This is a genomic window from Halobacillus sp. B29 (assembly GCF_052246755.1).
Classification (GTDB): domain Bacteria; phylum Bacillota; class Bacilli; order Bacillales; family Halobacillaceae; genus Halobacillus; species Halobacillus halophilus.
The window spans coordinates 233,698-250,514 of the sequence record NZ_JBQQCM010000002.1 but is presented as its reverse complement, the minus strand read 5'-3'; the positions used below and the strand labels follow the sequence as shown (position 1 = coordinate 250,514).

General features: G+C 39.5%; 21 protein-coding genes. 8 read left to right on the top strand and 13 right to left on the bottom strand.

The features are described from left to right. Positions 1-33: 33 nt before the first annotated feature. Genes yqeK through ACTWP7_RS03460 form a run of 6 tightly spaced genes read right to left on the bottom strand, consistent with a single transcriptional unit; the run spans position 34 to position 3,927 of the window. Positions 34-594 carry a bis(5'-nucleosyl)-tetraphosphatase (symmetrical) YqeK gene (yqeK, locus tag ACTWP7_RS03485; RefSeq protein WP_443122033.1) on the bottom strand — a complete coding sequence of 187 codons (561 nt, stop codon included), beginning with the start codon at positions 592-594 and terminating at the stop codon, positions 34-36. Beyond that, positions 575-1,150: a nicotinate-nucleotide adenylyltransferase gene (locus ACTWP7_RS03480; protein ID WP_443122032.1), complete on the bottom strand. Its 576-nt coding sequence runs from the start codon at positions 1,148-1,150 to the stop codon at positions 575-577. Before ACTWP7_RS03480 ends, yqeK begins: the two co-directional genes overlap by 20 nt. 12 nt (positions 1,151-1,162) lie before the next feature. After that, on the bottom strand, positions 1,163-1,453 hold the full coding sequence (yhbY, locus tag ACTWP7_RS03475) for a ribosome assembly RNA-binding protein YhbY (protein ID WP_443122031.1): 291 nt from the start codon (positions 1,451-1,453) through the stop codon (positions 1,163-1,165). 1 nt (position 1,454) lies between these two features. Then, on the bottom strand, positions 1,455-2,291 hold the full coding sequence (gene aroE / locus ACTWP7_RS03470) for a shikimate dehydrogenase (RefSeq protein ID WP_443122030.1): 837 nt from the start codon (positions 2,289-2,291) through the stop codon (positions 1,455-1,457). An 11-nt stretch (positions 2,292-2,302) separates the two neighbouring features. After that, positions 2,303-3,403, bottom strand: a complete 1,101-nt coding sequence (yqeH, locus tag ACTWP7_RS03465; RefSeq protein ID WP_443122029.1) for a ribosome biogenesis GTPase YqeH — start codon at positions 3,401-3,403, stop codon at positions 2,303-2,305. Then, on the bottom strand, positions 3,403-3,927 hold the full coding sequence (locus ACTWP7_RS03460; protein ID WP_443122028.1) for a YqeG family HAD IIIA-type phosphatase: 525 nt from the start codon (positions 3,925-3,927) through the stop codon (positions 3,403-3,405). Before ACTWP7_RS03460 ends, yqeH begins: the two co-directional genes overlap by 1 nt. A 325-nt stretch (positions 3,928-4,252) precedes the next feature. On the opposite strand from ACTWP7_RS03460, the gene ACTWP7_RS03455 reads away from it, so the two are divergent. From ACTWP7_RS03455 to sigK, 8 genes are all read left to right on the top strand, one after another. Then, complete coding sequence (locus ACTWP7_RS03455; RefSeq protein ID WP_443122027.1) at positions 4,253-4,414, top strand: sporulation histidine kinase inhibitor Sda; 162 nt, start codon at positions 4,253-4,255, stop codon at positions 4,412-4,414. A 269-nt stretch (positions 4,415-4,683) separates the two neighbouring features. Further along, positions 4,684-7,023, top strand: a complete 2,340-nt coding sequence (locus tag ACTWP7_RS03450) for a Na+/H+ antiporter subunit A (RefSeq protein WP_443122026.1) — start codon at positions 4,684-4,686, stop codon at positions 7,021-7,023. Positions 7,024-7,026: 3 nt separating this feature from the next. After that, the gene (locus ACTWP7_RS03445) at positions 7,027-7,365 is read left to right on the top strand and encodes a Na(+)/H(+) antiporter subunit C (RefSeq protein WP_014643833.1); all 339 of its coding nucleotides are present in this window, start codon (positions 7,027-7,029) and stop codon (positions 7,363-7,365) included. Further along, a complete protein-coding gene (locus ACTWP7_RS03440) occupies positions 7,358-8,845 on the top strand; it encodes a Na+/H+ antiporter subunit D (RefSeq protein ID WP_443122025.1) in 1,488 nt (495 codons plus the stop codon). The genes ACTWP7_RS03445 and ACTWP7_RS03440 overlap by 8 nt, the downstream gene beginning before the upstream one ends. Positions 8,846-8,848: 3 nt before the next feature. Continuing rightward, positions 8,849-9,325: a Na+/H+ antiporter subunit E gene (locus ACTWP7_RS03435; RefSeq protein ID WP_443122024.1), complete on the top strand. Its 477-nt coding sequence runs from the start codon at positions 8,849-8,851 to the stop codon at positions 9,323-9,325. Further along, the gene (locus ACTWP7_RS03430; RefSeq protein ID WP_014643836.1) at positions 9,325-9,636 is read left to right on the top strand and encodes a Na(+)/H(+) antiporter subunit F1; all 312 of its coding nucleotides are present in this window, start codon (positions 9,325-9,327) and stop codon (positions 9,634-9,636) included. The genes ACTWP7_RS03435 and ACTWP7_RS03430 overlap by 1 nt, the downstream gene beginning before the upstream one ends. Continuing rightward, complete coding sequence (mnhG, locus tag ACTWP7_RS03425; protein ID WP_041601367.1) at positions 9,617-9,991, top strand: monovalent cation/H(+) antiporter subunit G; 375 nt, start codon at positions 9,617-9,619, stop codon at positions 9,989-9,991. The genes ACTWP7_RS03430 and mnhG overlap by 20 nt, the downstream gene beginning before the upstream one ends. Before the next feature lie 161 nt (positions 9,992-10,152). Next, positions 10,153-10,866, top strand: coding sequence for an RNA polymerase sporulation sigma factor SigK (sigK, locus tag ACTWP7_RS03420; protein ID WP_014643838.1), 714 nt, complete (start codon positions 10,153-10,155; stop codon positions 10,864-10,866). Between the two features lie 42 nt (positions 10,867-10,908). On the opposite strand, the gene ACTWP7_RS03415 is transcribed toward sigK, so the two are convergent. From ACTWP7_RS03415 to mltG, 7 genes are all read right to left on the bottom strand, one after another. Further along, entirely contained in the window at positions 10,909-11,136 is a 228-nt protein-coding gene (locus ACTWP7_RS03415) for a YrhC family protein (protein WP_443122023.1), read from the bottom strand. Between the two features lie 68 nt (positions 11,137-11,204). Continuing rightward, on the bottom strand, positions 11,205-11,897 hold the full coding sequence (gene mtnN / locus ACTWP7_RS03410) for a 5'-methylthioadenosine/S-adenosylhomocysteine nucleosidase (RefSeq protein WP_443122022.1): 693 nt from the start codon (positions 11,895-11,897) through the stop codon (positions 11,205-11,207). Between the two features lie 19 nt (positions 11,898-11,916). Beyond that, complete coding sequence (locus ACTWP7_RS03405; protein WP_443122021.1) at positions 11,917-12,678, bottom strand: DUF1510 family protein; 762 nt, start codon at positions 12,676-12,678, stop codon at positions 11,917-11,919. 852 nt (positions 12,679-13,530) lie between these two features. Next, entirely contained in the window at positions 13,531-14,007 is a 477-nt protein-coding gene (gene greA, locus ACTWP7_RS03400; RefSeq protein ID WP_089749013.1) for a transcription elongation factor GreA, read from the bottom strand. 172 nt (positions 14,008-14,179) lie between these two features. Continuing rightward, complete coding sequence (gene udk / locus ACTWP7_RS03395) at positions 14,180-14,821, bottom strand: uridine kinase (RefSeq protein ID WP_443122020.1); 642 nt, start codon at positions 14,819-14,821, stop codon at positions 14,180-14,182. Between the two features lie 55 nt (positions 14,822-14,876). After that, entirely contained in the window at positions 14,877-15,506 is a 630-nt protein-coding gene (locus ACTWP7_RS03390; RefSeq protein ID WP_443122019.1) for an O-methyltransferase, read from the bottom strand. 105 nt (positions 15,507-15,611) lie between these two features. Beyond that, positions 15,612-16,751 carry an endolytic transglycosylase MltG gene (gene mltG / locus ACTWP7_RS03385; protein WP_443122018.1) on the bottom strand — a complete coding sequence of 380 codons (1,140 nt, stop codon included), beginning with the start codon at positions 16,749-16,751 and terminating at the stop codon, positions 15,612-15,614. Between the last annotated feature and the right edge of the window lie 66 nt (positions 16,752-16,817).

The window sequence follows — 16,817 nt, the reverse complement described above, 5'->3', positions numbered from 1 at the left end:
TCCCTAGTTCATCTTTGTCTCTTTTACAAAACTCTATATTAAATCATTATATGCATGAAACGTGTCCGGATAAACGGTTCTTTCCTTATTTATTAAAAAAACTGCTGTATTTTTTAATGCAAGCAGACAAGCCTGATCTAAGCTTGTAAGGGATTTATCCCTTACTTCTTCCACGCCGGGAAAATCTCTTCCAGGTTCAATATAATCCGCTAAAAATACCACTTTATCTAACACACTCATGTGCTTTTTACCAGTCGTGTGGCAAGCAATAGCTGAAATAACTTCTGGATCTTCAAGCCCTAATTCCTTTTCAAGCATGTAGGCTCCTACTGGGCCATGCCACAATTCGTGATGGTAATCAAGTAAATCTTTAGGAAGTCTGCGCTCTTGCTCAATCCATCGCTTCATTTCATCCAAAGGTTTGTACTTCGCATAATCATGCAACGCTGCAGCCAATTCAGCTTTCTTCACATCTGCTCCAAAACGTTCAGCCAGTGTAACGGCTTCATCCGTTACACGTATAGTATGTTCATATCTGGATTTCTTTAAAGCAGGTCTTACATAATCTAATGCTTCATTTCGAGTCAGCTGCATATAATTGATGCTCCTTTATATAAAGGTTTACAGATTCAGGAACGAGATATCTTACACTTTTTGAACAGCTTAGCCTGTTTCTGATATGAGAAGAAGAAATATCAATTAATGGAATTTCCACCTGGTGAACAGGTAGTGGAGGATTCCAGTCGTAACCGGGCCTTTTTATTCCTACAAATCCAACTATAGCTTTTAACTCATCGATCCTGTCCCATTTAGGCAGATGCTCTACCATATCTCCTCCGATAATAAAGAAAAAAGTATGCTCTTTGAATTGTTTTATTAAATACTTCATCGTATCTACCGTATAAGACGTCCCTTTTCTAGTCAACTCTGCATTACATACTTTGAAATGTGGATTATCTTCCACAGCCTTTTCCACCATGGACAGCCGGTCTTCAGCTGAAACCGCAGCTTTTTGTTTATGCGGTGGAATATGGGAAGGCAAAAACCATACCTCATCCAGTTCCATTTGGCTGCGTGTAAATTCTGCCATAATCAAGTGTCCTTGATGAGGGGGATCAAAGGTTCCTCCTAAAATACCAATTCGTTTCATATTAGAACTCCTTTACGGCAGCTCAATTTGTTTGTTTTCTTTCGATTCTTTATAAAGAATAATGGTGTTACCGATAACCTGAACAATGTGCGCCCCTGTAGACTTGGCTATTTGATCAGCCACCTCTTTGTTATCTTCAAAACAATTTTGCAGGATACTCACCTTAATCAGCTCTCTTTTTTCAAGGGCTTCTTCCATTTGAGTAGTCATATTTTCATTTACCCCTGATTTTCCTACTTGAAAAATGGGTTGTACATGGTGTGATTCAGCACGCAAATGCTTTTTTTGTCTACTTGTTAACATTCTATACCCCTTTCAGTTTTTTTTCGAAACCTTCCAATAATAAGGAAGCGTCCGGGTTTGTGTCCGTCCATATATGAAAAGCATATACCGCTTGCTGCAGAAGCATTTCATGTCCAAAATGCAGCTTAGCTCCCCTGTGTTTAGCCTCTTGCAGAAAACGGGTTTCAAGTGGGCGATATACAATATCACTGACTACTGTCCCCTCTTTCAAATTATAAAGAGGAATGATGGCGGTGTGATCATTTGGACTCATACCGACCACGGTGGTTTGTACAATCAAACCATAATCGTTTAATTGTTCCACTGCCTTATCTAAAGACAATGCTTTTGATTCACTGTTTGTGGAAGCACTTTTTATAACCTCTTCTGCTTTCTCAATTGTGCGATTCGCAATATCAATTTTAGACAGTCCGGCTTCCAAAAGGGCGTGATAAATCCCCCTCGAAGCCCCCCCGCTTCCAATAATAAGAACACGCTGATCATTATAAAATAACTCTGGATATCTATTCCTGACAGAGACAGCGAATCCTATGCCGTCTGTATTGTAGCCTACCCATCCACGCGCCGTGTTTTTAACTGTGTTCACAGCCCCTAGTTCACGAGCACTGCTGTCGACTTCATCAAGGTAAGGAATAATCTTTTCTTTATACGGAACGGTGATATTAAAACCATCTAAGCCGTTATCTTTTAATTCATGGATTTGTTGATCGAATGTATCCGGATCAATATCAAATAACTCATAGGTACCTTCCAGCCCTTCATGCTCCATAAGTCGTTCGTGGATCCACGGAGATAATGAGTGACCAACTGGATGACCAATTAAACCAAGTCTAAGCAATAGTTCCCCTCCTATATTAACGATTCACGTAAAGACACTTTAACGCCTTCAGGGACGTGGACAGTTACATTTATCTGTCCTTCCGGAACTGTAATCCAGCCCAGACCGGAAAACACAATGTCTGTTTTATCTTCTTTAATTCTGAACGTTTGTTTTTTAAGCGGCGGTAGTTTTTCCATCGTACGACTGTCTGGGGGAACTAGTAGTTCGCCTAGATGATTCTGATATAGATCATCAGCTTTCTCTAATTTCGTTCGGTGAATGTGGAGCTCGTTTGAAAAATAACATACAAACGAGGTACGAGAGCCACTTTCAAAATCCAGCCTGGCAAGTCCACCAAAATATAACGTTTGAGCTTCATTCAGCTGATAAATTTTCGGCTTTACTTCTCTTCTGGGAGTAATAACTTTTAAGTCTTGTTCTGATACATAATGAGCCATTTGATGGCGCTGAATAACTCCTGGAGTATCAAATAAAGAACTATTTTCATCTAATGGAATATCTATAAAACCAAGAGTGGTACCCGGGAAGTAAGAAGTAGTAATCGCATCCTTCTCTCCCGAAGTATTTGAAATCAACGTATTAATAAAAGTGGATTTCCCAACGTTTGTTGTTCCTACTACGTAAACGTCTCCACCTTTTCGGTATTGATCCATAGCCTTTGAAAGTTCTGTGATTCCCTGGTTTTTTTCAGCGGAGATGAGAAATACATCTTCCACAATCAGCCCTTGCTCCTTTGCTGAACGTTTTAGCCAGTGCTTAACCTTTTCATGGTTTACAGACTTAGGAAGGACATCCATTTTATTTCCTACAAGGATGACAGGATTATTACCTGTCAAACGTTTTAAGCCTGAAATAAAACTCCCATTGAAATCAAAAATATCTACCAGTTGGATAATTAACCCTTTAGTATCACTAATCTGATGAAGCATCTCTAAAAAATCATCAGCATTATAAGGCACATCCTGCACCTCATTATAATGTTTCAATCGAAAGCAGCGTTTACAAATTACATCTTCCCGTTCTAATGCTGAAGGCGGGGCGTACCCAGGCTGCTCTGGATGCGTTGTCTGAATCTCCGCTCCGCATCCCTGACAATATATTTCGCCCATTAACGATCACTCCTGTCCCAAGTAATTTTCCCTTTTCTTCTCATCCAATTTAGTATTCGCCGCTCGATTTGTCTATTAAATTTCGTCAGCAGGCCATCTGTTTCTACGATCGGAACAACGAGGATAGTATGGTAACCAGCCATATTCCCGCCCAATACGTCCGTAAGCAGTTGATCTCCGACTACTACAACTTCACTTTTTCTAAGCTTCATTTGCTTCCTTGCCTTTTTAAATGCCTTAGCTAAAGGTTTTCTGGCACTGTAAATAAATGTTGCATCTAACGGCTGAGAGAATAATTTAACTCGTGCTTCTTTATTATTAGAGACAATCGTAACCTGGATCCCATGATCATTCATTTTTTGAAACCAGTCCTTGATGTCTTCTGTTGCATCTTCCACATTCCAAGCAACCAGGGTATTATCAAGGTCAGTAATAACCCCTTTAATTCCTTTATTTTTCAGTTCACTGGGGGCTACATCAAATATGCTGGGTACGTGCTCGTTTGGTAAAAACTTATTTAACATTTCTTTCACTCCATCTCATAAACAAAGGCAAAATCTCCTTATACATCATATACAAAAATGCTTCATGTTTCAAAAACGAATTTAAATGCTTGTACTAGAACGTAAATCGTTCGACAATTCCCGACAGTTCTGCCCTGTGGATAAGTTTATACACATTTTCCACACTCGACTTCCTATGGCATCTCTAATTCATTCATTAAAAATGAGAAAGTTATCTACATTTACTTGTAGATAACTGCCATATTGTAGGGAATTTAAGCTCATGGTAAGGTAAGAATACATTACTCGAAACGTTCATTCTGAACAATCAGGAGGTGGCTGTCACATGAGTGACAGAGGTATAAAACAATTATCTGATTCCCTGTTAATACAATCTTACCACAAAGCAATTGAACTGAATCTCTCGGAAGACTTCATTCTTCAAATGAGAGAAGAACTCATAGCTAGATCGATCAATATGGATAAATTAGCTATCCAGGTCGGTTAATATTTCCCAATTTCCATTCTATAGAATTTTTCTTCCCCGGGAAAACTCGCTGATCATAAATCAGCGAGTTTTTTTATAAAAAAAATTATCTCTTCAATTTGAAGTGTCTCTTCTTATTTAATAGGGAATACTGGAAGGTGCATCAAATACGCGCTCGTCAGGATGCTACAGTTGAATAATGCCCCTGCTTTTGATTACAATTGAAATCAAAGTACCAATAAGAAAAATTTTTGTTACTAAAGAAATTTTGTTGAGGGAGGAACAGCCAGATGTTGCTGGTAGTATTATTGCCTTTTATCTTTGCGATTGCTATTCCATTTTTAAGTAAATGGAAAGATAAATTTCATCCGGGGATTTTCGTCACCGTGATTCCCGCAATCATTTTCATTTATTTTGTACGTTTTATTGGAACGGGGTTTGAACCATTAACAAGAGAGTACTCTTGGATACCTTCATTAGATATGAACGTAGTATTTTATCTAGATGGTCTCAGTTTATTGTTTGTGTTATTAATAAGCGGGATTGGTGCCCTAGTTGCCTTTTACTCGATTTACTATCTACATAAATCAGAGCAACTGGGACATTTTTATGTGTACTTTTTAATATTTATGGGTTCTATGCTTGGAGTAGTCCTTTCCGATAATGTGTTCGTTCTATACAGTTTTTGGGAGTTTACTTCATTGTCTTCCTTTTTACTGATTGGATTCTGGAACTTTAAGCAAGAATCCCGGTACGGTGCTTTAAAGTCGATGCTCATTACTGTATTTGGCGGGCTAAGTTTGCTTGGCGGGCTTATTTTTATGAGTGTACTGACTAAAACCACAAGTATTCAAGGGATGATTGACCAGCAAGAACTTATCTTGAATAGTGAATTCTTCCCGTTAATTTTGGGACTTATTCTGCTAGGAGCATTTACAAAATCAGCTCAGTTTCCATTTCACATCTGGTTACCAGATGCAATGGAAGCACCAACTCCAGTAAGTGCTTATCTACACTCTGCGACTATGGTAAAAGCAGGTATCTATTTAGTTGCACGTTACTCGCCTCTGCTATCTGCGAGTGAATGGTTTTTCATTATTGTCTCAACGGTAGGAATTGTAACCCTTTGCTGGGGCTCTTATATGGCCGTAAGACAAACTGATTTGAAAGCTATACTTGCATTTTCTACCATTAGTCAGTTGGGTATGATCATGGCGATGCTTGGTTTTGGTACAGAAGTAGCCGTCTTTGCAGCCGTCTTCCATATCTTAAACCATGCTACCTTTAAAGGAAGCTTGTTCATGGTAGCTGGAATAGTCGATCATGAGGCTGGTACCCGTGACATTCGAAAACTAGGCGGTTTAATGACGTTTCTGCCTATTACGGCCACGCTTGCTTTGCTAGCTTCGTTTTCTATGGCAGGCGTACCTCTACCGTTCCTGAACGGTTTTTACAGTAAGGAACTCTTCTTTGATGCTTCCCTACATCTGGAAGCTTCATCTGCAGGTATTACTGGTATTCTGCAAGCAGCTCTTCCTTACTTAGCCGTCTTTGGAAGTATTTTCACATTTGTATATTCCATGTATTTCTTTTTCAGCACTTTCAGGGGAAAATCCAATTTGGATCAATTGCCTAAGAAACCTCACGAAGCTCCCTGGGGTATGCTGGTTTCACCTTTTATTTTAGTTGCTGCGGTGATCGTCATTGGACTATTTCCTAACCTGTTCAACCAATCTTTTATTGAACATGCGGCAAGCTCTGTAAAAGGGATGGAAATTCATGAACATCCTATTAAGTTCTGGCATGGCATTAAAGCTCCACTTATTATGTCACTGGCTGTTGTTTTTCTGGGTACCGCATTGGTACTTTCGCGTAAAGTCTGGCAGCCTGTTTATAACTTCTTGCCTGGGCGCATGAGTTTCAATAAGGCCTACGATGGAATGGTTGACCGCCTTGAGTCGTATTCATCCATAGTTACTAAAGGGTATATGAATGGCTCTCTAAGTCGTTATGTACGTCTGGTACTTGCCGCCATTCTTGTCGTAACTTTTGCTTTTATGGCGATTACTGGTGGCTTTACGGTTGATACAAGCAATTTAGCAGAGATTACTTTGCCTGAAATATTTGTGGCTGTTCTTATGATATGTGCAGCCGTAGGGACGATTATTACAAATAACCGCATAGCTGCGATTCTCATATTAGGAGTGGTAGGTTACGGTCTATCTATGTTATTTGTATTATACAGAGCTCCTGATTTAGCCTTAACTCAATTAATTATAGAAACTGTTACTGTAGCCTTGTTCTTACTTGCTTTCTACCACCTTCCAAAAATGAGGAAGAAAAAGGAATCAGCAAGTACAAGAACGTTGAATCTGATCATTTCTATTGGCTTTGGAGCGTTAATGACCATGGTCGCTATTTCGGCCCATAGTTCTAAATACTTTGAATCAATCGCAAGTTATTTCCTTGAAAAGTCCCATACCCTGGGCGGGGGCGATAATGTAGTAAACGTAATCCTTGTAGACTTTCGTGGATTAGATACATTATTTGAAATCGTCGTTCTTGGAATTGCTGCTATGGCAATTTACGGTCTGGTTCGTTTAAGAGGTAAGGAAGAGGAGGAGGAATAATAAATGGAAATTATCATGGCGATACTCGCGGGTATTTTATTTACCACAGGTATTTATAACCTCCTTCAAAAGCAATTGTTACGGATTGTCATTGGTACGGGGCTTATCTCCCATGGTGCTCACTTGTTTATCTTAACGATGGGCGAATTAAAGACGGGAGCTCCTCCAATTCTTTCTGAGGGAGTGGAAAAATATACAGACCCCCTTCCTCAAGCCTTAATTTTAACGTCTATTGTTATCAGTTTTGGTGTAACAAGCTTACTGCTCGTGCTAGCTTACAGAACTTCTAAAATTAATGGCACGGATAATATGGAACAAATGAGAGGTACGGATTATGAGTAATTTAACAGCATTGCCCATTATATTACCGCTAATTGCTGGAATAATAATGGCATTCATTCACAAAAGAACTACTATAGTAAGAAAACTTTCTCAAGTCTTCACTGTGGTCAACTTGCTAGTGGTTGGAGGGGTTTTCCTTTACGTCCTGCAGAACGGAACAATCATTCTGGAAACAGGGGACTGGGCCGCTCCTTATGGCATCATTCTGGTTGGTGATCTACTTTCCATGACACTGGTTTTCACCTCTAACCTTGTAGCAACTGCTTGTGTATTCTATGCTCCAAAGTCACTTTCTAAGGAGCAGGAAGCCTTTTACTTTTACAGCTTCTTCTTTATGCTGATTGCCGGTGTAAGCGGTGCGTTCCTGACAGGTGACTTATTCAACCTGTTCGTGTTCTTTGAAGTACTGTTAATGGCTTCATACGGCTTGATCGTTTTAGGAAATGGCAAAGCTCAACTTAGAGAGTCCATTAAATATGTTTTAATTAACCTATTTTCTTCGATGCTCTTTGTCACGACTATTGCCTTTTTATATTCAGTAGTAGGAACGGTGAATATGGCACAAGTTGCTGAACGAGTGCAAGAGGTGGAGCAACAAGGTATTCTTACGACTATCGCCATCATGTTCTTTTTCGTATTTGCAACAAAAGCAGCTGTTTTTCCTTTGTATTATTGGCTTCCAAGACCTTACATTTCACCTAATCCCGTCGTATCAGCGTTATTTGGTGCTTTGTTAACTAAAGTGGGAATTTATTCGATCTTGAGGATTTTCACCCTAATCTTCAACCAGGACGTGCAGCTAACGCACACTCTTTTCATTTACCTGGCAGCACTAACCATGATTTTTGGAGTAGTTGGAGCTTTATCTACAAACAATATCAAACTAGTCGTGGCTTACAATATAATTCCGGCTGTTGGCTTTATGCTAATGGGTATAGGAATCTTTACCGAAGTATCCATTAGCGGCACCATCTACTATCTGGTCCATGATATGATTATCAAAGGTGCCCTCTTCCTGCTGGTGGGAGCTGTAGCTTATGTAGCGGGAACTTCCGATTTAAGAAAAATGGGAGGACTCATTCACCATTATCCGGTTCTAGGTTGGTTGTTCTTTATTGCTTCCCTGGTACTGGCTGGTATTCCTCCGTTCAGCGGTTTTATCGGCAAACTACTTCTGCTTAGAGGCGGACTGGCAGAGGAAGAAATCTTAATTGTCATAGTCGGGCTTTTAACGAGCCTTCTTATTCTATTCTCTATGATTCGTATATTCATTCGCGGATTCTGGGGAGAGAAAACTAAAATTCCACTGCCTGAAAGAGAGCATAAAGGCAAAATGATGGCCTGGCCGATAGGATTGCTTTTAACCTTTTCCATATTACTTGGGGTAGGTGCTGAGTGGTTCTATCCATCCATTGAATCCATTTCCAACTACTTAATGGATCCGCAACTCTACATTGATTCTGTATTAAAGGAGAAGTAGCTGATGCCTTTTCAAATCGTCTTAAACATTATTATTGCGATCATGTGGATGTTTCTCAGTGAAAGCTATCAATTTTCCACCTTCCTTGTCGGGTATATCCTCGGGATCGGTCTGTTATTTATTCTCAGGAGATTCATCCCGGACTCGTTCTATATGCACCGGGTATGGAAGTTTGTTAAATTAATGCTTTTATTCCTAAGAGAGCTTGTCCTTTCAAACATCGATATCGTAAAAGTTGTCTACAAACCAAAACTGGATATAGAACCAGGAATATTCGCCCTTCCTATAGACTTAAAAAGTAATTTTGAAATAACTTTATTGGCTAATTTAATTACATTGACACCTGGTACTCTATCCATAGCTGTCAGTGACGACCACACCAAAATTTATGTACACGCTATGGACCTCCCAGACGTCGAAAAGTCCATTAACGAAATTAAGGAAACCTTTGAAAAAGCTATTATGGAGGTGACTCGCTAATGGACAACATTTTAGATGTTACCCAGCAACTGATCGAGTATTCAGCAACCATCGCGGTCTTGGGAGTTTCTATTTCCGTTATGATTTTATTATACCGTGCTATTAAAGGTCCAACCAATCCAGATCGGGCAGTGGCCCTTGATATCATAGGCATCAACTTAATGGCTTTGGCTGGAATCATCGCGGTCTTACTAGTAACCACTAAATTTAATGATGTTATTCTGCTGATCGGTATTTTACTATTTATCGGAACGGTTGCCTTAGCGAAATTCTTAGAAAAGGGTGTTATTATTGAGCGGGACATGGATTAATTTAATTTTTGACATCCTCATATGCTTTTTCTTACTCTCGGGTACTTTTTTTATCATTTCAGGTTCAATCGGAATTCTTCGCTTACCTGATGTTTATACGAGACTCCATGCTGCCACTAAGAGTTCTACCCTGGGCGTCTCCGGAATAATGATAGGAGCCTTTTTATTTCTATTCATCGAGCATGACATTGTGAGCGGAAAACTTCTCTTAGGAATCCTATTTGTGCTCCTCACAGCTCCTGTATCAGGACATGTAATATCAAGAGCAGCTCATCGAAGTGGTGTTCCTTTATGGAAAGATAGTGTCAAAGATGATTATGATGAAGTCTTACAGGCTGAACAAGAAGATAAATAACCCCCCCCATAAAAAACAAGGGTTCTGTTCCTACAGGACCCTTGTTTTTTTTATGGGAAAACAAGGTCAGGCCTTTTTGTTGCTGTACAAGCACATCCTGCCTTTTTCACACATAGATATGATGTAGGCAATTGCCTAAATATCGAGGAGGTGCGCGTCGTATGAGCAGCATTATCGCTTCCATCCTTTACTTTTTTAAAGAATCTTTATTCTTTATGTCTTATGTCAAGAATCAGGCCTTCCCAAACCCCCTTTCCTCTGAAGAAGAAGCTAAGCAGCTTAAATTAATGCAAGAAGGAAGTCACGAGGCGAGAAATATACTTATCGAACATAATCTGAGGCTGGTAGCCCATATTGTGAAAAAGTTTGAAAATACAAAAGAAGACTTTGAAGACTTAATATCCATTGGAACGATCGGTCTAATTAAGGGGATTGAAAGTTACTCTACGGGTAAAGGTACAAAACTAGCCACCTATGCAGCACGATGTATTGAAAATGAAATATTAATGCACCTGAGATCCACTAAAAAAATGAATAAAGATGTCTCCCTTCAAGATCCAATTGGTCATGATAAAGAAGGAAATGAACTAAACCTATTGGATATATTACAAGCAGACGTTAAAGATATAGTGGAAGAAATTCAGCTTCACATGGAACTTGAGAAAATAAAAGACTTTATTACTATATTAGATGAACGCGAGAAAGAGGTCATCATCTTTCGGTATGGACTGAATCAAACCGAAGAAAAGACACAAAGAGAAATAGCGAAGGAACTGGGAATTTCCAGAAGTTATGTATCACGAATTGAAAAAAGAGCATTGATGAAGATCTTCCACGAATTTTACAAGCAAAGCAAGCAAGGAAAGAAAGCGTAAAAGAAGCCACTGAACGATTAATGGTCAGTGGCTTTAGTAAGGCTATTCACTTGTTAATATATGCTGCAGCTTTTTAATTTTTTTAATTAATAGGAAAGCGTAAATCAATCCGGCTCCGATAACTGGGTATAGAAAATAGTGAATTGTAGTTTGATATTCGAAAATACTAATTAAGGTGCCTATATATAAATAACTGATTAATATTAATAGAGTCATAATAAAGCGTTTGTAATCTGAGATTTTCTTTTCCATCCATTCCTTTGACTTCATGGATAGATCACCTCCTGCACGGCTATTATTGTAACATATTGACCCTGCAGTGGAGATGGTAATATTTTCTAATCAAAATGAGAAACCATAGCCATTATCATAGCTGCCGCATTTTCGGCAGCTTTTGGTAAGAATTGTTCGAAAGAAACCGATGAGTCCTTACCTGCTATATCTGACAAGGCACGGATTACAACAAATGGAGTCCCGTATCTGTAGCAAACCTGGGCAATTGCTGCGGCCTCCATTTCTGCAGCCACCATCTGCGGAAACTTATTGCGTACGAACTGAACTTTACTTTCTTCTTGCATGAAAGTATCTCCTGTAACAATCAGTCCTTTTGCCGAGGCAGCATCTGTTTGACTCACCGCTTGCAACGCTTGTTTTACAAGCTTTTCATCCGCCTGGTAGCGCGCAGGCATATCCGGAACTTGTCCATACTCATAAGAGAAGGCCGTGACGTCCACATCATGATAAGTAACCTCTTCAGATATCACAATATCTCCTACTTCTAAATGCTCAGCAAAACCTCCTGCCGAGCCCGTATTAATCACGGCTTCAACATCGTAACGCTCATGCAGAATGCTAGTTGCCACCGCTGCATTCACTTTTCCTATTCCTGATTTTAAGAGGACCACTTCTTTTCCACGCAGATTACCATGAATAAAAAGACTTCCTGCAATTTCTTCTCTGTTCGTCTGCTCCATCTCCGTTTGAAGTTTTTCGATTTCCTCATCCATTGCTCCTATAATACCAATTGCCATTTTTCTCTCTCCCTTTTCATTAGCGATCCACTTCTTTTTCTTCCAACACTTCTAATTTAACAGGCTTATATCCTTCTCCATCTATCCAATGAATAAATACACGGTAATGTTCGGTCTTTTCTTTGTTCGAAACCGTTGCTTCAGCTTTTTGAGGACTACCCCCATTGCCAATCCACCAGGTGATCATATTATCTTTTGAAAGACCTGTAGCCTTACTGACAGCCTTAATAAGTTCGTTCCAATCTTGTGAGTTTTTGTCGTAAGAAATAGTGTGATTCCCGCTTGTATTCATTTCTGTAGGAACAGGCCCCCAATCTTTCTTAACGATTTTTGCTACGTTTTCTTCGCCACTTTCTTCAATCACTGTGTCTTCTTCTTCTGAAGCATCCTTATCTTGCTCCTCCTCAGAAGATTCATCATTAGGGCTCTCTTCATTACTAGAATTGTCTTCATCATCAGAGTTTGAACTACTATTCGAATCAGATCCATTTGATTCGCCCTGCTCTGAATCTTGTTTATTTGTCTGATCGTTTGTCGAACTATCATTGTTCTTGTCCTGTTCTGTGTTTTCTTCCTGATCCGATTCACTATTTAGGACTGCTTTTTCCTCATCAGAACCTTTGGCATTACTTGGTTGATCATCTCCGCCAAAAGCCATCAAAGCTATGAAAACAATCAATAATGCACTACCAGCACCTACTAACCAATTCATAAGAATAGTACTCTTTCGTTTCTTTTCGAAACGATGAGCCCTAGAACCTTCGGTATGTTTATCAGCCATTCAAGTCTCCTCCTTTGAATTCGTTGTTAATTATACAACAATAGGGCGCGGTGACCAACACTTTCATCCTTTTTTCCATTTCCCGGGGAATGTCTTAGATTACAGGCTTTGCTAAAGCTCAATAATAATCTTACCGAAAAGCTCCCATTACTGGAAAACTCAGTTTCGAGATATTGGAGGAGCGGAAGGTCCGTAGGGGGACGATTTCGCTTTCCGGCCCTGCACGACTCAGGGTCGTTCGACGTTGCCACAGGACGTGGCGATCTTAGTGGAACATCCTTGTACGTCCAGTCCATACGCCGCTGAGCAAGGTGCTTCCGCTTTTAAAATAGGAGTCTACATCGTCCCCCTACGGACCTGGCCGAATAAGAAACTCGAAACCATTTAAGACATCGACGAGTTGATGAGAAAAAAGCATGTGGACATGAGGCTATTTCATGCTATAACGATGTGAAATAGCTTGTCATAAAAGCATTTTAGACCAGTTAAGAAGGAGAGCATGCTCTCTTCTGGAAGGGTCCGTTATTCTCTCGCGGCTGATTGGGTGGGGAAATGGCGAGACTCCCATGGGAGAAGGGACTAGGTGAGATCCCGCAGAGAGTGAAACGAGCGAGGAAGCTCACCGTTCCCCCATAGGAAAGTGTCTTTCAGGGTGATGGAACAAGACGAGTTATTTACCCACCCACTCTGCATCTTATATGGCAACGGCCCCAGAATATCTCGAATGAGTCTTCAACACTCCGGCCCTATTGGGTAATAAGACTCTTAAAAATTAACAATAACCAACAGGAGTATTATTAAAAAACCTACAAAAAAAAAGACAGGGAAGCCCCCGCCTTTTATTTATAAATACTATTCTACAGTAACAATCTTAACATCAATATCTCCACCTGGAGTAGCTACAGAGACTTTGTCCCCTACTACATGTCCAATGAGACTTTGAGCCATAGGTGAATCATTAGAGATTTTCCCTTCAAATGGATCAGCTTCCGCACTTCCTACAATTGTATAAGTCTCTTCTTCTCCATCAGGAAGTTCTTGAAAGGTAACAGATTTACCTAAACTTACTGTATCAGGATTGTCATTATCATTTTCAATAATTACGGCATTTCTAATCATATTTTCGACTTGAGTAATGCGGGCTTCCACAAATGCTTGTTCATCTTTAGCCGCATCATACTCAGAGTTCTCAGAAAGATCTCCAAAACCGCGTGCAATTTTAATGCGCTCTACTACTTCTTTACGACGCTCTGTTTTTAAGTGATGCAGTTCGTCTTCGAGCTTTTGTTTTCCTTCTTCTGTCATGTAAAAGTTTTTTTCTTCTGCCATCTTCTTTGAACACTCCTTTAATCCATCAAAAAATTGATGCTCCCCCATATAGGAAATGAGCGATACCAGCGTATGCTCATTAATGAATTACTATACTTTACACGAGGACTCTTTATTCTAGAACTACTATTGAAAACTATGCCAGATTTTTGGAAGGTTTTCAACTATTTTCTCAATTGAAATGATCTTGCGTTTCATTAAGGACCGTTTGAATTTTTGTAGCCATTAAGTCTATAGCTACATGGTTTTGGCCACCTTCTGGAATAATAAGATCTGCATATCGCTTAGTGGGTTCCACGAATTGAAGGTGCATTGGACGGACCACGTTAATATATTGCTCAATGACAGAATCAAGCGTGCGTCCCCGTTCATTAATATCTCTCATCATTCTGCGAATGATCCTCACATCGGCATCAGTATCTACGAAGACCTTTATATCCATTAAATCACGTAAGCGATCGTCTTCCAGCACAAGAATACCTTCAACAATAATAACCTCTTTAGGCTCTACGTGTATCGTTTCCTCCGAACGCGTATGCATCTTATAATCATAGGTAGGTTTCTCTACCGATTTTTGATCAATTAACTGTTTAAGGTGTTCAATCAGCAGATCATTATCAAAAGCAAGAGGGTGATCATAGTTCGTCTGCAGCCTCTCTTCAAAGGGAAGGTGACTCTGATCCTTATAATAATAATCTTGCTCCACCATTAGAATTGTTTTATCAGCAAATCGCTGGATGATGGACCGGGTGACACTTGTTTTCCCTGACCCTGTACCTCCAGCTACTCCAATAACTACAGGTTTATCTTTCATGTTTCTGGTTTCTCCTTTCATCCCAAACATAATCTCTGAACGCTACGCTGTTCAGTTATTTTTTTATTGTAATAGCTACACCATCTCCGATTGGTACGATTGTCGTATGATAATCGGGGTTTTGAACAAGCCAATTATTAAAATCACGTATTTTTCGAGCGATTTTGGCCATACGTTTATCTGCATGTGAATCGTCCGCAACATACCCCTTAAATAGAACATTGTCCGAGACAATTACCGCACCTTCGGATAATAACGGTTCGTATAGATGAAAGAATTCTTCATACTTACCTTTAGCAGCATCAATAAAGAGGAAGTCAAAAAAACCTTCCTTCTGCACTTCTTCCTTCAGCTCAAGAGCGTCCCCGAACAGGAGTTGAACTCTGTCTCCAGCTCCTTGCTTATTAACAAAATGCTGGGCATCTCTAAAACGATTCTCGTCTCTTTCTATTGATACAACTTTACTTTCAGGTGAAGCTTCCAACATACGAAGGGCCGAATATCCTATTGCTGTTCCAATTTCCAAAATGCGATCAGGTCTATGCATACGAATCAGCTGCATTAGAAAATGTATACCCACAGGCTCCATAATCGGTATATTCTTTTCCTCAGCGTATGCCTCCATGTGCGCGAATGGTCCAGTAGAAGACGGCAGCAATGATTGCAGATACGCATCTTGCTCCATGATGTTAACATCCCTTCATATTTAGTTTACATCCATTTTACAACCCCACTATTTTAACATACAAAAATGGAGGAATGCGAGTAATCTCGCATTCCTCTTCCATAATCAATTGTTATTAATATATTTATTTTTCTTTTCATTGTGCTTTTCCAACGTTTCTGAATAATAAATATTTCCTTCGTCATCTGCAAGGAAGTATAAGAATTCTGTATCTGCAGGCTCCACAACAGCTTTTAAAGCATTTTCATTAAAGTTGGAGATAGGTCCTGGGGTCAATCCCTCTTCTTCGTACGTATTGTAAGGAGAATCGACTTCAAGATCCTCATATAAGACTCTATCCTTATGCTCTCCCAGAGCATATAATACAGTAGGGTCTGTTTGTAATGGCATTTCCTCTTCTAAACGATTATAAAATACACTAGCGATTTTCTTTCGATTCTCAGAGGTTCTGGCTTCATTTTCTAATAACGAAGCCATCGTCATTAACTCATGTATAGTCATTTCATCATTAAGAAGATCCAGTTCGGCCAGTTGTTCTTTGTAAGGCAGTACGACCTCTTTCGTCTGATCTAACATTTTATGAACAATCTGCTCTATTGTAGGATCTTCTACATAAATTGGATAAGTAGAAGCAAATAAGTATCCCTCGAGAGGATATTTAATCTCTTCATTTAATACCTCTTCTGTTAAAAGCTCAGGATACTGTTCCATAAGTTCTTTTACATATTCTTTATCATTCACTTTTGTTAAGAATTCGTCCTTAGTAAATGGAAGTTTATCTGCTAAAGTACCCGCAATTTGATCGAGCGTCCGCCCTTCAGGAATAGTTACCTTAAATGCCGGGTCTTTAATTAATTTACCAGACTGCAGTGAATCAATAATCTCATTCAGTTTCATAGACGAAGTAAGCTGATATTCCCCAGCTTGGAATCCTGATTCATTATTAAATTTTGTATAAAACCTAAAAATTAAATCATTTTTAATAATTCCATTCTTTTCTAGGATCCCTGCGATTTGAGATGTGGATGATCCTAAGGGTATCTCCACACTTTTTTGGCTTTCATCGCTCGGATCTACAGGTTCAAGGGCGGATTTAATATAAAAATAACCACTCACCCCCCCGATTAGTAGAAGAAGTACAAATATTGTAAGAATGGAAGCTACAATTTTTCGAACCGTGCTTGCTTCCTCTGTACGTTTTTTTAGTCGAGCTTTATAACTTTTTTTAAAATTTCTTTCGGACAACAGACTTCCTCCTTCCATCCGGTACATTATACTACAAAATGCGAGAGCCTTTCCACACCAGTGGTA

Excerpts from the sequence above, each read along its gene's own strand:
- greA (WP_089749013.1), bottom strand. The coding sequence starts at position 14,007 with ATGGCAGAAGAAAAAAACTTTTACATGACAGAAGAAGGAAAACAAAAG.
- ACTWP7_RS03405 (WP_443122021.1), bottom strand. The coding sequence starts at position 12,678 with ATGGCTGATAAACATACCGAAGGTTCTAGGGCTCATCGTTTCGAAAAG.
- ACTWP7_RS03480 (WP_443122032.1), bottom strand. The coding sequence starts at position 1,150 with ATGAAACGAATTGGTATTTTAGGAGGAACCTTTGATCCCCCTCATCAA.
- udk (WP_443122020.1), bottom strand. The coding sequence starts at position 14,821 with ATGAAAGATAAACCTGTAGTTATTGGAGTAGCTGGAGGTACAGGGTCA.
- sigK (WP_014643838.1), top strand. The coding sequence starts at position 10,153 with ATGAGCAGCATTATCGCTTCCATCCTTTACTTTTTTAAAGAATCTTTA.
- ACTWP7_RS03435 (WP_443122024.1), top strand. The coding sequence starts at position 8,849 with ATGCCTTTTCAAATCGTCTTAAACATTATTATTGCGATCATGTGGATG.
- ACTWP7_RS03450 (WP_443122026.1), top strand. The coding sequence starts at position 4,684 with ATGTTGCTGGTAGTATTATTGCCTTTTATCTTTGCGATTGCTATTCCA.
- ACTWP7_RS03440 (WP_443122025.1), top strand. The coding sequence starts at position 7,358 with ATGAGTAATTTAACAGCATTGCCCATTATATTACCGCTAATTGCTGGA.
- mtnN (WP_443122022.1), bottom strand. The coding sequence starts at position 11,897 with ATGGCAATTGGTATTATAGGAGCAATGGATGAGGAAATCGAAAAACTT.
- ACTWP7_RS03455 (WP_443122027.1), top strand. The coding sequence starts at position 4,253 with ATGAGTGACAGAGGTATAAAACAATTATCTGATTCCCTGTTAATACAA.
- yhbY (WP_443122031.1), bottom strand. The coding sequence starts at position 1,453 with ATGTTAACAAGTAGACAAAAAAAGCATTTGCGTGCTGAATCACACCAT.
- yqeK (WP_443122033.1), bottom strand. The coding sequence starts at position 594 with ATGCAGCTGACTCGAAATGAAGCATTAGATTATGTAAGACCTGCTTTA.
- ACTWP7_RS03445 (WP_014643833.1), top strand. The coding sequence starts at position 7,027 with ATGGAAATTATCATGGCGATACTCGCGGGTATTTTATTTACCACAGGT.
- ACTWP7_RS03415 (WP_443122023.1), bottom strand. The coding sequence starts at position 11,136 with ATGAAGTCAAAGGAATGGATGGAAAAGAAAATCTCAGATTACAAACGC.
- yqeH (WP_443122029.1), bottom strand. The coding sequence starts at position 3,403 with ATGGGCGAAATATATTGTCAGGGATGCGGAGCGGAGATTCAGACAACG.
- ACTWP7_RS03390 (WP_443122019.1), bottom strand. The coding sequence starts at position 15,506 with ATGGAGCAAGATGCGTATCTGCAATCATTGCTGCCGTCTTCTACTGGA.
- ACTWP7_RS03460 (WP_443122028.1), bottom strand. The coding sequence starts at position 3,927 with ATGTTAAATAAGTTTTTACCAAACGAGCACGTACCCAGCATATTTGAT.
- ACTWP7_RS03430 (WP_014643836.1), top strand. The coding sequence starts at position 9,325 with ATGGACAACATTTTAGATGTTACCCAGCAACTGATCGAGTATTCAGCA.